The sequence below is a fragment of the Pedobacter aquae genome (assembly GCF_008195825.1).
GTDB classification, from domain to species: domain Bacteria; phylum Bacteroidota; class Bacteroidia; order Sphingobacteriales; family Sphingobacteriaceae; genus Pseudopedobacter; species Pseudopedobacter aquae.
This window is the reverse complement of the sequence record NZ_CP043329.1, coordinates 270,780-284,861: the sequence shown is the minus strand read 5'-3', so window position 1 is coordinate 284,861 and position 14,082 is coordinate 270,780. Positions and strand designations below refer to the sequence as shown.

The window sequence follows — 14,082 nt, the reverse complement described above, 5'->3', positions numbered from 1 at the left end:
TTAAAAAATTTAAATCTAATTTTTCTAATGTTTTAAAAACAAGTACTTTAGCGCCCGCTAATTTGATAATGAGAAATAAACAAATTCATAACCTAATATTTAAACCATTGAAGGCGCTGTTTCCTACAAAATTCACGCTATACAGGTTATTTTTCTTTCTCGTGGTTAATTTTTTTATTGTAAATACTGCCAACAGCTATAACCTACAAAAAGATACTGTTACGATTAACAATCTTATTAAAGAAGCAAAAGCTAAAAAGAAGAATAAAAAAGAGGTTTTTAAAATAAGTGAAGATGTTATAGCGCTTTCTAAAAAACATCAATACAAATTTGGCTTATTTAAAGGTTATTTTTTACAGGGTAATGTTCTTTTAGACGATTATCAATACACAAAAGCTCTTAAAAACTTTCAATTGGCTTATGAAAATGCCAAATTTTTAAAGTCTGATATTTCTGAAGCAGAAGCTCTATTTAATATAGCCTATTGCTATCAGTATTTAGATGAAACTACCAAAGCTGTTGATGCTTATAAAAAATGTCTAGCTAAGGGAAAACAAGACACCTTATTAATCGCCGATGTACATACTAATTTAGGTGTTAGCTATGATTATAGTGGCGATTACGGAAAAGCTATTGTACATTATTTAGAATCTTATACTTTAAACAAAGCTTTAAAAAATAACGAAGGACTAGGGACATCATCCAGCAATTTAGGTCAGCTTTTTTCTACACTAAAAATCTACGATAAAGCTATTTATTACCTCAAAAAGAGTGAAGCCATTGCCATCAGTTTAAAAGATACAGCTACACTTTGCTATGCTTATGAAAACTTAGGCGCAAACTATTTAAGTAAAAATGAACTTTTAAAAGCTAAATTTTATTTAGAAAAAGCTCTAAAATTAGCTAAAGCGATGAACTTGCAAGAGTATGAAATTGTGAGTTTGACTTATAGTAATTTGGGAATGTTGGCTATTAAAAACAAGGCTTTTGATAAAGCTGAAGCCTATTTAGATACAGCACTAAATATTGCAAACCAAAAATCTTTAACTTTTCACAAAACTTTTGCTTTAACGCATCAAATAGATTTGTTAAACAAGCAAAATAAACTTGAAGAGGCCGAAGAAATAGCCCAAAAGGCTTTGGATCTTTGCAGAAATACTAATCAAACTCCTTTAAAAGTAAATATTTTAGAGTTTTTGAAAGAAACTTATGCCAAACAGGGAAAGTTTGAAAAAGCATTTAACACACAAAAGGATGCTTTAAAACTTGAAAAATCTTTAAAGCTAGAAGATAATTTAAAACAAGTTGCGGTTTTAATTGCAACAAGAGATTATGATAAAAAAAAACAAATAGAAAACCTTATAAAAAATCAAAAGCAAAAGGTGTTAGAATCAAAAATTCTAACCCAAAGATATACCTTGGGCTTTGTTGTTTTCATCCTGATGATACTGGGGATTTTTACTTTTATTAGCGTTAGAAATCAGCAATTACAGAAAAGAATAAATGAAGATTTAGCTCAAAAAAATCATGAAATAGAAATAAGCAGAATAGAGTTAAACAAACAATCTCAAGCATTTTCTGATTTAAATAATCATAAAGACCAAATTTTCACTATTATTTCTCATGATTTAAGAAAACCAATTGGGCATCTTTCTTCTGTATTAGAACTATTAGAAAACAATATTTTAGATGCGGATGATTTTAAAAGTTTTATCCCTCAAATATCCAAAAACGTAAAAGATACTTCTGAAATTCTTGACAGCTTACTTTTTTGGGCTAAATCTCAACTTAAAGGTTTCAGTTTAAAAATCACGGAACAAAACCTATTTAATTTTATAAACGAAAAAACAGCCTCTTTGCAACCTTTTGCTAAGGAGAAAAACATTAGCATTATAAACCAGATAAATCCAGAGGTTAAGATCAAAATAGATGCCATGCTAAGCATGATTATCATTAGAAATTTGGTACTTAATGCTATTAAATTTTCTGATGACAATAAAGAAATCATCATCCAACTAGAAGAACATACAAATCACTTTGAGCTAAAGGTAAAAGATAGCGGTATTGGAATGTCTCAAGAACAAATAGATAATTTATTTACCACCAAAAACAAAAGTACATTAGGTACTAAAAAAGAGAAAGGTACTGGGCTGGGCTTATACTTCTGTAATGATTTAGTGAAGAAATGTGGCGGAGAATTTAAGGTAGAAAGCGTTTTAGGCCAAGGCAGTACATTTTCATTTACTATTCCTAAATATCTAAGCTAAAGTAATATTTCTAGTTCTTTAACGTATAAAGAATAAAGATTATCAGCTTGTTACAATTTATCATCCTATTTATAACCTTACCTTTTAGTATCTTCAAGCATGAATATAGCGATACCGAGTTGCTTTATTTTGCTGAAACCACTTTTTACAAGGAAGATAGCTATGCCAAATGGAAAAAACCTATTAAAGTAGAATTAGCTGGTAATTACAGTATTGAGGATATTTTAATTGTACAAGAAATTATAAAAGACATTAAACCATACTTAAGTGTTGATATGAGTTTGGTTAAAAATCAGGGTAATTTAAAAATACATTTTGATGCTGATACCACACGTTATAACAACAGGTTTGAAACGCTAAAACAAAATTGCCCTTTAGGTTATATGAAACCAACCATAAGCAATAAGCAGATTTTTAATGCAGCTATTTACTTGCATCCAGCACTTATTTATCCTAAAAAACACGAAGTTTTAAGACATGAATTATTACATGCTTTAGGTTTACTGGGACATTCTAATATATCTTTTAAGCAAGAAAACATGCTGGCTAATATCATTTTTAAAAGCCTTCAACACCAACAAGAAGTACGTTATAACAAGGCTATTCCGCTTTTAGACAAGTTGGCTTTATATAGGTTATATCACAGTAGAAAAAGCGGATTAAAAAGAAAAAACTATCAGTATTTATACGTAAAGGTCATTTAAAGGTAAGCTGAAAGTTATTTTTAAGTCAGCTTAAAGATAAAGATGGTTACCTTTAGTTTAAATAGGTATATATTTAGGATTGCAAAGAAAAACATCTTCATTATGAGCATTATACAAAAAAGATTCAACATTTATTCTGTTACCATTTTATTACTATTTCTAGCTATTTTTACTTTAACCAACATCAGTTGGAAAAGCGCAGTTTTAAAAAACAAACAAGTTTCTATTCTAGATACCACACTTCAAAGAACTTCAGTAGACACTGTTGTAACCTATCAAAATTTTATACAGGCTACTTATCAAAAAATCAATCTCAAAGCGGCTGGTTTATCAGAAACTGTATTTGAGAAAGCTTTCACGGGTTTTTTAAATATGCAATTGGCAAATCTTTTAAATCGTGATAAAAACATTTTAACCGTTATAGATTTTGATTTACCCAGCACTTCAAAAAGAATGTGGATAATTGATATCAAAAATCAAAAATTACTATTGCATAGCTATGTGGCACATGGCAGAGGAAGTGGTGATAATAAAGCAGTAAGATTTTCTAATCAGGCAGAATCTCACCAAAGTAGTTTAGGGTTTTATGTTGCCAATGAAACTTATTTTGGTAAACATGGCTTATCCTTAAAATTAGATGGTTTAGATAAAGGCATCAACGATTTAGCAAGAGCAAGAGCTATTGTTGTACATGGTGCAGATTATGTAAGTACTGATTTTATTCATAAACACGGAAGATTAGGTAGAAGCCATGGTTGTCCTGCTGTACCTCAAGAATTAAATCAACAAGTGATTAACTTAATCAAAGGAAAAACATGTTTATTTATTAATGCAGAAGCTCCAAATTATACCTCAACATTATTGAACGATCAGACTGTTGTAAATCATTTTTCTGCCCAAATTTAGATTTATATCTAGTTGAATTTCCTATTTTAGGACTATGAAAAATCTCTTATTAAACCTATTTACCTTTTTATTTTGTGCTTTAAGTTTGTCTGTAAACGCTCAAAACAAAAAGCAGCGCTATTATCATTTATTGGTTGGCACCTATACCAGAACCCAAAACCAAGGTATATTTGTGTACGAGTTTGATAGCAAAACCGGGAAACTTAAACTAGAACATACTACGGAAGGTATTAAAAACCCGTCTTATTTAACTATAAATAAAGAAGGCACAAAAGTTTACAGTGTGAGTGAACAAGAAGCATCAGGCGTAAGCTACTTCGAGTTCAACAATAAAACCGGAGAAATTACTCATAAAAATTTCCAGTCAACAACCAGTCCGGGTGCATGTTACATTTCTTTAACCCATAATGGTAAACATGTTTTTACAGCTAATTATGGTGGAGGCAGTGTTAGCGTTTTCCCTGTTAAAGCTAGCGGAGAAATAGAACCCCTAAGTCAACTTATACAACATGAAGGTACTAGTATCAACGAAAGGCGACAAAATAAACCTCATGCACATTGTATTTACCCATCTGTAGATGGTAGCCATTATTATGTACCAGATTTAGGTGCCGATAAAGTTTTTGCTTACCAATACCTAGCCGATGCAAGTAAGCCCCTTGTCCCTGCTAAACAAGCTTTTACTACCATTACCCCTGGTGGTGGACCAAGGCATTTCATCTTTAACAAAAAAGGAAGTTTCGCTTACGTAGTAGAAGAACTTACTGCACATGTAAGCGTTTATAGCTATCAAAACCAAGAATTAAAGCAGGTGCAAAGAGTAAGTATGAATACGCCTGATTTTAAAGGAACTAATGGTGCTGCGGATATTCATTTATCACAAGATGGAAATTATTTGTATGCCAGTAATCGCGGAAGCGCAAATGAAATAGTCGTTTTTAAGGTTAATAAAACTGATGGTACTTTAACAAAAATTGACAACGTTAGCTGCAAAGGAAAAACCCCAAGAAACTTTAATATAGACCCAACAGATAAATTCCTGTTAGTAGCCAATCAAGATAGTAATGATATTTTTGTTTTTAAAAGAGATGTAAAAACCGGGCTTTTAACTTATACAGGAGAAACTGTAAATGTTGGTGCACCAGTTTGTCTAAAATTTACACCCAAACTTTAAAAATCAGAGGTCGGGATTATAAAATCACCCCGACCTCTTCTTTTAATTTTTATGGATTATTTTTTGCCATTAAATGAACTTTCAGGTTAATTTCATCAGCAATTAAATCGTCTTTCATTCCTTCATACATCACACCCCAGTCTTTTCTGTTGATGTTAAAATCTGCCATAGCATGAAAACCATCTGCGCTTGCAGCAGGAACATCAGCAATAAAAGAAACATTTTTAGTAACATCCCTTAAAGTTAAATTACCCGCTATTTCTGCTTTACCGTCTTCTTTATAAGTCACTTTAGTAATCACAAACTTGCTTGTTGGATATTTCTCAACGGCAAAAAAATCATCAGCTTTTAAATGCCCTTCGAGTTTTGATTTGTTTTCTACATCTGCTTCTAAATCTTTATTGGTTAAAGTTGTCATGTCGATTACAAATTCGCCGCCTACCAACTTACCTTCATCCAGCACTACATTTCCAGACTGAATATTAATAGTTCCTGTGTGGCTACCCGTAACTTTATTACCTGTCCATGCTATGCTTGAGCTAGCAGGATCTACATTTAAAGTTTCACCATCAACAGCTTGTACGGCTTCTGCATCAGCAGTAGTGGCTTTGTTACCTTTTGGATTGTTAGAACATGCTGCTAAAAAAACTGTTGCAATTAATCCTAATTTTAATGTTTTCATAATGAGTTTGATTTAATGATTTATCTTTTTCATACACTTCTTTGGCATAATTGTTTGAATAGCTGATACATCACGATCAAAAACAAAAATTAAATCTATCAGTTACAAATAAAACAGCAAATATGAAAAACGCATTTTTTACGCTTTTTACATTGATATTAGCCGCTTGTGGTTCTACCAACCAGCAGCAAAGTCAGCAGCAAGATTCCTTGCAATTACCACAACCTTTTGCCACGCAACCTAGCACAAAAATCAGTAAAGTTATAGGCTGGCCTAGCGATAAACTCCCAATAGCACCAGAAGGATTTACTGTAACAAAATTTGCTACTGAGCTAGAAAACCCTCGTTGGATTTACCAAGCCGATGATGGGAATATTTTTGTAGCCGAGTCTGGCACAGGCAAAAGTGCCAATAGAATATCTTTATTAAAAGACACCAATAATGATGGTGTTGCTGATGTTAAACTAGCTTATTTAGAGAATTTAAATCAGCCTTTTGGGATGCTGGTTTTAAATAACTATTTCTATGTTGCTAATACGGATGGCTTAATGAGGTTTCCTTATCAAGCATCGCAAAATAAAATTACCCGAAAAGGAGATAAAATCTTAAGTCTTCCTGCCGGAGGTTATAATAACCATTGGACTAGAAATATTATTGCAAGTAAAGACGGCAAGAAAATTTATATTTCTGTAGGTTCTGGAAGTAATGTTGGCGAAAATGGTATGGAGCATGAGGTAAGAAGAGCCTGTATTTTAGAAATAAATCCGGACGGAACAGGTGAAAAAGTATTTGCTACAGGCTTAAGAAACCCGGTTGGGATGGATTGGGCACCTGGCACTACTACCCTATGGACAGCCGTTAACGAGCGTGATAATTTAGGTGATGATTTAGTGCCCGATTACATCACTAGCGTACAGCGAGATGGCTTTTACGGCTGGCCTTATGCTTATTTTGGGCAACACCCAGACCCACGTTGGAAAGATGACCCTAAACCAGAACTTGTTGCTAAAGCGATAGTCCCAGAAGTTGATTTAGGTGCACATACAGCATCTTTAGGATTAGCCTTTAACGATGGAAATAATTTTCCTGATTTATATAAAAATGCAGCTTTTGTGGGGCAACATGGTTCTTGGAATCGTTCAGAATTTTCTGGATATAAAGTTATATTTGTACCGTTTGAAAATGGCAAACCAAAAGGCAAACCTCAGGATTTTTAACAGGCTTTATTGCTAACCCGTCAACATCAGAAGTATATGGAAGACCAGTTGGCTTATGCTTTTTAAAAGATGGGAATTTATTGGTTGCAGATGATGCCGCAGGAGTTATTTTCAAAATATCAGCAAAAAACCATAACATAACGCTTTGAAACTACATCTTTTTATACTAGCTACTTTGGTTGCTGGTACCACACAGGCTCAAGAACTAGATAGCATAAAAACGCTCAATGAAGTTAAAATAAATGCTTATTTGGGCGAGCAGATTCTCATCAGCTTACCAGCAACAGCAACCATTATTAATAAAGCGCAGCTAGAACAACGTACGCAAAACACTTTATTGCCTGCTTTAAACAGCATCAGCGGTGTAAAAATGGAGGAACGTTCGCCGGGTAGTTATCGCTTATCTATCAGAGGTAGTTTAATCCGCTCTCCGTTTGGGGTAAGAAATGTAAAAGTTTATTATGATGATTTTCCTTTAACGGATGCTGGTGGTAATACTTATCTAAATTTAATAGATCAAAATACAGTTAAAGGGATAGAAATTTTAAAAGGACCAGACGGAAGTTTGTTTGGTGCAAACTCTGGAGGGGTTGTACTTATCAATTCTTCATCATCAGAAAAAACATCAGAATTTAGTGCCATACGAGGCTCTTTTGGTTTATTTGGACAACATTTTGGTGTGCAAAATCAGGTTAAAAACTATGAATACAGTTTTAATCAGGCTTATCAGGAAGCAGATGGCTACCGTATCAATAGTGCCATGCGAAGACTTTTTTTTCAAACTCAACAAAAGTGGAAATACAACCAAAATGGAACTGTAAAATTTTCAGGCTTTTATGCCGATATGAATTATAATACTCCTGGTGGTTTAACCGCAGTACAATTAGTAGAAAACCCAAGAGCAGCAAGAGCAAGAGCAGAAGAGTTAAATACCGGCATTTATAATAAAAGTGTGTTTTTAGGTTTAAGTCATGATTATAAAATCACCAATAGCTTAAGGCATTATATTGGAATATCGGGTTTAGTAACCGATTTTAAAAACCCTTTCTTTACCAATTACGAGTATAGAGATGAAAATTCTTATGCTTTAAGAACATACTTAGAATTAAAAAATAAGGAAACCAGTTCTATTAAATTACAGTGGAACTTGGGTTACGAATACCAAAGAACCAAAACAGATTTCATTAATTATGGCAACCAAGCGGGTAACCCAACAACTATACGCGACGCCGATGAGATTAAAAACTTTAACGAATTTATCTTCAATCGTTTTGCCGTTGAGCTTTTACCAGAACTTAAAATTGAGGCATCATTAAGTTTAAACTTTAACAGATTTAACTTTAGAACGCTGCCACAATCACCAAGACAAGATGCAGGCGATGGCAAGTTTGACCCTACCTTCATACCAAAATTGGCATTATCTTATTTAGTAACTCCACACTTTTCTTTAAGAGCCTTGGTAAGTAAGGGATACTCTACTCCTACAAAAGATGAAATAAGACCCTCAAACAGAATCATTAACACTTCTTTAAATGCAGAAGAAGGCTGGAATTATGAAGTTGGCTTTAGGCTTAGAACATCAGACGAACGCATTTATGCTGATGTAAGTGCTTTTTATTACCGATTAGACAATGCTATAGTAAGAAGAGTTAATGCTAGCGACGAAGACTTTTATGTAAACGCTGGTGGTACCAATCAGTTAGGTGCAGAAATTCAATTGAATGCCAATATCATCAAAGCAGATGCTAGAGCCTTAAGTATAGACTATTATAACGCCATAACTATTTCTAAATTTGAGTTTAGAGACTATTTTATTGGTAGCAACAATTTCTCTGGGAATATGCTTACCGGAATACCAAAACTTAACTGGGTTAACGGTTTAAATATTTCACTTTTTAAAAAGCTAAATCTTTTCGTTCAACATCAATACAATGGCAAAACATCTCTTAATGATGCAGAAACCGTTTTTGCAGATAGCTTTCATTTAATACAATCTAAGCTAAATTACATAGTACCTTTTAACAACGTTAAACTGCATATCACTTTTGGAGTTGATAATTTATTAAACGAAAAATACAGTCTAGGTAACGATATTAACGCTTTTGGAAACCGCTATTTTAACCCGGCTGCAACTAGAAATTACTATGCAGGACTAGCATTGAAATGGTAATACATCATTAAAATTATGCAATACAGAAAACTAGGAGATACAGCTTTAGAATTACCCGTAATTACTTTTGGCGCTTGGGCAGCTGGCGGATGGATGTGGGGAGGTGCAGATGACCAAGAAGCTATTAAAGCTATGCTTGCTGCTTATGATGAAGGTGTAAATGCAATTGATACAGCTCCTATTTATGGGCAAGGGCACAGCGAAGTTTTAGTAGGCAAAGCTATAAAAGAATTAAGCAGAGATAAAGTGCAAATACTCACCAAATTTGGGATGCGTTGGGATGATAATAAAGGAGATTTTGGTTTTAAAAGTATAGATAATTTTGGTAAGGATATAGCTATTTATAAATATGCTGCCAAAGAAAGCATCATTAAAGAATGTGAAGATTCTCTTAAAAGATTAGGTACAGATTATATAGACCTTTATCAAATCCATTGGCCAGATGTTACTACACCAATACAAGAAACCATGCAAGCTGTTGAAGAACTGATTAAGGCAGGTAAGGTACGCTATGCAGGTGTTTGTAATTATGATGTAGCACAAATGACCGAGGCAGAAAAATATATCAAACTAGCTTCTAACCAAATACCATATAGCATGGTTAAAAGAGATATAGAGCAAGAAATAGTTCCTTATTGTTTAGCTCTTGACAAAGGTATTTTAGCTTATAGCCCTTTAGAAAGAGGCTTACTTACCGGAAAAATGAAACCCGGTCATGTTTTTAATGAAGGAGACCATAGAGCTGGAATATATTTCTTTAAAGATGAAAACTTAGTTAAAGTTGATGCTTTCTTGAATAAGATAAAACCTTTAGCAGATGAAAGAAATATGTTGGTTTCTCAAATTGTGTTACGTTGGACCTTAGAACAACCCGGTATTACTATTGCCTTGGTTGGGGCCAGAAATGCAAAACAAGCAGTAGAAAATGCTAAAGCTGCAAGAGTACAATTATCAAAAGAAGAGATTAAGTTTATAAGTAACGAGCTTGATAAGCTTCAATTGAGTTTATAGAAAAGAAAAGCCATCATTTTAATAAAATGACAATGTAGTAGATTTTCCAATTCATTTATTTATAAATCTAGGAACAAATCATCAGCAGATTTAATTGAATTTGGATTTACTTTAATAGTTTCTAGTCGTTTATCTATCAATGTCTTTTGCCATTGAGGCAAGTCATTTGAAAGGTATTCTACATCTGGGTGTATAGCTTTTATTTTTTCCCATTCTTCAATTGGGACTTGAACAGCTAGCTTCCGTCCATTTTCATCAGATAAAAATTGAATACTCATAGTCTTAAATTTACATATTAAAAATACTGATTTTTCTCTTAAATCTATACAAATAAAAAGCCTACTTAGGTAGCTTCAAATTATTAAAATTAGTCATGGTTAGTTCTGCGCCAACTGTTACAAAGCTTTTGATAATAGCTATAGAACGCTCTATCAAAGTGGGTAAATCTGATAGTTCATCTTGGTCAAAACCACTTAAAACATAATCAGCCTGACGACCTTTTGGGAAATGGTCGCTTATTCCAAATTTAATACGACTATATTCATTAGACCCTAATAATCCCTCAATACTTTTTAAACCATTATGTCCGGCTGGGCTACCTTTAGGTTTTAGTTTGATGGCTCCAAAAGGAATGGCTAAATCATCAACAATAATCAAAACATTTTCTATCGGAATTTTTAATTCTTTCATCCAATAACTTACTGCTTTACCACTTAAATTCATATAAGTAGTAGGCTTTATCAGATGCAGCATCCGGCCTTTAAAAGAAACCTCTGTGTAATAAGCTAACTTTAACATAGAAAACTTAGCATTTTCTTGTTTTGCAAGTTCATCCAACACCATAAAACCTATATTATGGCGGTTATCAGCATATTCAGGACCTATATTTCCAAGACCAACAATTAGGTATTTCATTTTTAATCTTTATGACCTCTTACTAAGGAAACGCTAGCTTCGGCAATTTCCAATTCTGTTTTAAAATTATTCCAAATATAAACTTTAAGTTCTGCCTGTTTAGAAATCTTAAAATTTTCAAACCTAACAGACTTATACAATACATACCAATTATCTACCACTGCCCTATCAGAATAAATGCTAAAGGGTTTCCAAAAAATCATTTTCCCCTGTTCCTCTAAAGTAAATATCACAGTAGCACCCTTTAAATCATTTTTCTTCAATTTCCATTTGGCAGAGATATTTATACTTTTAACATCGGCATTAATCATTGTTTTAAAAGTAGGTCCAAACTCATCCTTAGCTTTTATAAGAACAGTATCTGCAACAAAACCTGTCCATAAAGGAGATTTTTTAGCCTCATAAAATTCTAATTCAGCATCTAAAAATTGTTTATTGATGCGCCAAATTTTCATATCTCGAGTATCTAATAATTGATGTTCTGGTACAGAGAAATGATTAACTTCTGGTGGCACAAAATCTAATTCGCCAGCAGCATAGGCAGCATGGTAATTCCAGTAATGGTAGCCGTCTTCAAGCTTTTCAAAATTATCATAAGGTACTAGCCGAAAATGATTTAACTGAAAACCTAAATGATATTTAAATAATCTGATTTGCGTTTCTGCAGCATAAACCGTTGTGTTTTTCTTATCCTTAATAAATTGCTGTGCTACAGCTCTTTGCTCTGGATAATTAAACGCTTTCGCTGATTTTAGCTGTACATAAACATTTAGTAAAGGTAGTAAAGCAATGCCTAAGAAAATATACTTCTGATGCTTGGTATATAGCAACATCAAACCAAAAATAAGGATTAAACAAATGGCTTGGTATACGGCAATGGTCTTCATTTCCCAATACTCATCAAAAATAATAACCAGCATACTAGCGGCTAACAAAAAGATAAGCGGCCAAAACCTAAATAACCTTTTGTAATGATGTGCAATGGCTATAGCCGATACAGGCATGATGAATAAATAATGCCTAATATCAACACATAAAGGATGATAGGAATGATAAGAAATACTCCAAAAGTTAGCGGTTAAAATAAGGATGATAGCACTTAAAAGCCAAAAATTCTCCTTTGTTCTGATATTGATAAAAGTTTGTTTAGCGATGCATAAAAACACAGCTAAAACAGGCAATATAAAAGCAGCTTCTTTAACAAAATGAAGAAATAACTCGTAACCAATGCGATTTAAGACAATTGCTAAAGGTTGCCTATCATAAGAGCATAAATTGGTGTTATCGTATTTTTGGATGAGCTCAAACCTGTAAAACCAATTACCAAATTGCAGATATTGCCAGTAAAAGTAAACAGCTAAAAATAAGCTTAAGGTGACCAATGCACTAAGCCAAAATTTTATACGCTGAAGTTTTATTAAATCAATAAAAAAGAAAAAAACAACTAGTGGAAACAAGAACCAAATGGTTTCTTTAGTCAGTAACCCGAGAAAAACAGTACTAGCCAACAGAAAACCGCTTAAAACCAATTTCTTTTGCCAATAAAGTCCAAATCTTGATTTATATAAGATAGTAATGGCCAGCAGTATCACCAAAGTGATAGGAATATCAACGCCAATCTTATCGCTATAAAAGGTTATCCAAGGGTTAGATAGTAAAATAGCAGTAGCTATCCAGGTTTTATAAGTCTCGCCTTTTAGGTTATCATACACCAATAACAATAAACCTAAAGAAACCAACATGGGGAAAATGATGGAAACGCCATCGGAAACACCAAAAAGCCAATACAAAATCCCTAAAGGAATAACAATACCAAAACGAAATGTAAAAGTATTATCCCAAATAGGCTGCTTTTGAAAAAAGGCATGAGCTAGCTCTGCATAATTTAAATCATCAAAACCAAAATGCCCTGTGTACGCCCATAAATGCTGAAAAATTAATAGAGAGAAACCTGCTAAAACTATAGCAAGACCGGTTAATTTTCTTTGATGGATAAAATACCTCATGCGAAAGGCATACGAGCTAGAGGAGCAATCTCTTGTCCAACAAAATCTTTTTTCAAGAATTTATAATAGCCAGCAATGGCAATCATAGCAGCATTGTCTGTGCAATATTCAAATTTTGGGATAAAAACATTCCAGCCTTTTTGTTGCGCCAACCCCGTTAAAGCTGTACGTAAACCAGAGTTTGCTGAAACTCCGCCAGCAATGGCTATATCTTTAATTTGCTGTTCTTGAGCAGCCTTTTTAAGCTTGTTTAATAAGATAGACACAATGCGATATTGTACCGAAGCACAAATATCAGCCAAGTTTTCTTGAACAAAATTGGGGTTTTGCTTTACGTTGTCTCTTATAAAATATAGAATAGAGGTTTTTAACCCACTAAAACTGAAGTTTAAACCCGGTATTTGTGGTTCTGGAAATTGGTAGGCATGCGGGTTACCCGTTTTAGCATATTGGTCTATTAAAGGACCACCAGGGTAAGGTAGTTCCAAAATTTTAGCTGTTTTATCAAAAGCTTCCCCTGCGGCATCATCTGTAGTTTCTCCTAAAATCTCCATCTCAAAATAATCTTTAACCAAAACAATTTGGGTATGCCCGCCAGAAACTGTTAAACAAATAAATGGAAACTGAGGAAGCTTTTTATCTTCCATCTGGTTAGGAATAAAATGAGCTAAAATATGCGCCTGCATGTGGTTAATCTCTACTAATGGTATTTCGTTTGCTAGAGCAAAAGCCTTGGCAAAAGAGGTTCCTACTAATAAAGAGCCTAATAATCCGGGACCACGTGTAAAAGCTACTGCATCTATCTGATTTTTATTTATTTTTGCTTCAACTATGGCCTGGTGAACAGCCGGAATAATATTTTGTTGATGTACTCTGGAAGCTAGTTCTGGTACAACACCACCATATTGATGATGAATAGTTTGGTTTGCTATAATATTAGATGCTATTACGCCGTCTATACATACAGATGCCGAAGTTTCATCACATGAAGATTCTATTCCGAGGATTATTGCCACAAGTTGTTTTATAA

At 33.5% G+C, this 14,082-nt stretch carries 12 protein-coding genes; 7 read left to right on the top strand and 5 right to left on the bottom strand.

What is annotated here, in order from left to right:
* Positions 1-161: 161 nt before the first annotated feature.
* From FYC62_RS01265 to FYC62_RS01250, 4 genes are all read left to right on the top strand, one after another.
* The gene (locus tag FYC62_RS01265) at positions 162-2,267 is read left to right on the top strand and encodes a tetratricopeptide repeat-containing sensor histidine kinase (protein WP_168199346.1); all 2,106 of its coding nucleotides are present in this window, start codon (positions 162-164) and stop codon (positions 2,265-2,267) included.
* Positions 2,268-2,314: 47 nt separating this feature from the next.
* Positions 2,315-2,971 carry a hypothetical protein gene (locus FYC62_RS01260; protein ID WP_149073640.1) on the top strand — a complete coding sequence of 219 codons (657 nt, stop codon included), beginning with the start codon at positions 2,315-2,317 and terminating at the stop codon, positions 2,969-2,971.
* Between the two features lie 102 nt (positions 2,972-3,073).
* Complete coding sequence (locus FYC62_RS01255; protein ID WP_149073639.1) at positions 3,074-3,877, top strand: murein L,D-transpeptidase catalytic domain family protein; 804 nt, start codon at positions 3,074-3,076, stop codon at positions 3,875-3,877.
* 34 nt (positions 3,878-3,911) lie between these two features.
* On the top strand, positions 3,912-5,051 hold the full coding sequence (locus tag FYC62_RS01250; RefSeq protein ID WP_149073638.1) for a lactonase family protein: 1,140 nt from the start codon (positions 3,912-3,914) through the stop codon (positions 5,049-5,051).
* A 49-nt stretch (positions 5,052-5,100) separates the two neighbouring features.
* Here FYC62_RS01250 and FYC62_RS01245 read toward each other — a convergent pair whose 3' ends face one another.
* Positions 5,101-5,733, bottom strand: a complete 633-nt coding sequence (locus FYC62_RS01245) for a YceI family protein (protein ID WP_149073637.1) — start codon at positions 5,731-5,733, stop codon at positions 5,101-5,103.
* 122 nt (positions 5,734-5,855) lie between these two features.
* Between FYC62_RS01245 and FYC62_RS01240 the strand changes: the two genes are divergently transcribed.
* The 3 genes from FYC62_RS01240 to FYC62_RS01230 all read left to right on the top strand — a co-directional run bounded on the left by FYC62_RS01240 (position 5,856) and on the right by FYC62_RS01230 (position 10,131).
* Positions 5,856-6,950 carry a PQQ-dependent sugar dehydrogenase gene (locus tag FYC62_RS01240; RefSeq protein ID WP_240534778.1) on the top strand — a complete coding sequence of 365 codons (1,095 nt, stop codon included), beginning with the start codon at positions 5,856-5,858 and terminating at the stop codon, positions 6,948-6,950.
* 145 nt (positions 6,951-7,095) lie between these two features.
* Positions 7,096-9,120: a TonB-dependent receptor gene (locus FYC62_RS01235; RefSeq protein WP_149073636.1), complete on the top strand. Its 2,025-nt coding sequence runs from the start codon at positions 7,096-7,098 to the stop codon at positions 9,118-9,120.
* Between the two features lie 15 nt (positions 9,121-9,135).
* The gene (locus tag FYC62_RS01230; RefSeq protein ID WP_149073635.1) at positions 9,136-10,131 is read left to right on the top strand and encodes an aldo/keto reductase; all 996 of its coding nucleotides are present in this window, start codon (positions 9,136-9,138) and stop codon (positions 10,129-10,131) included.
* Positions 10,132-10,190: 59 nt separating this feature from the next.
* Here FYC62_RS01230 and FYC62_RS01225 read toward each other — a convergent pair whose 3' ends face one another.
* The 4 genes from FYC62_RS01225 to tsaD all read right to left on the bottom strand — a co-directional run bounded on the left by FYC62_RS01225 (position 10,191) and on the right by tsaD (position 14,068).
* Positions 10,191-10,409 (bottom strand): hypothetical protein, encoded by a 219-nt coding sequence (locus FYC62_RS01225; protein WP_052176804.1) that lies wholly within the window; start codon positions 10,407-10,409, stop codon positions 10,191-10,193.
* Between the two features lie 61 nt (positions 10,410-10,470).
* On the bottom strand, positions 10,471-11,046 hold the full coding sequence (gene pth, locus FYC62_RS01220) for an aminoacyl-tRNA hydrolase (RefSeq protein ID WP_149073634.1): 576 nt from the start codon (positions 11,044-11,046) through the stop codon (positions 10,471-10,473).
* Positions 11,047-11,048: 2 nt separating this feature from the next.
* On the bottom strand, positions 11,049-13,052 hold the full coding sequence (locus FYC62_RS01215) for a hypothetical protein (protein WP_149073633.1): 2,004 nt from the start codon (positions 13,050-13,052) through the stop codon (positions 11,049-11,051).
* Positions 13,049-14,068 (bottom strand): tRNA (adenosine(37)-N6)-threonylcarbamoyltransferase complex transferase subunit TsaD, encoded by a 1,020-nt coding sequence (gene tsaD, locus FYC62_RS01210; RefSeq protein ID WP_149073632.1) that lies wholly within the window; start codon positions 14,066-14,068, stop codon positions 13,049-13,051. The genes FYC62_RS01215 and tsaD overlap by 4 nt, the downstream gene beginning before the upstream one ends.
* Positions 14,069-14,082: the final 14 nt, after the last annotated feature.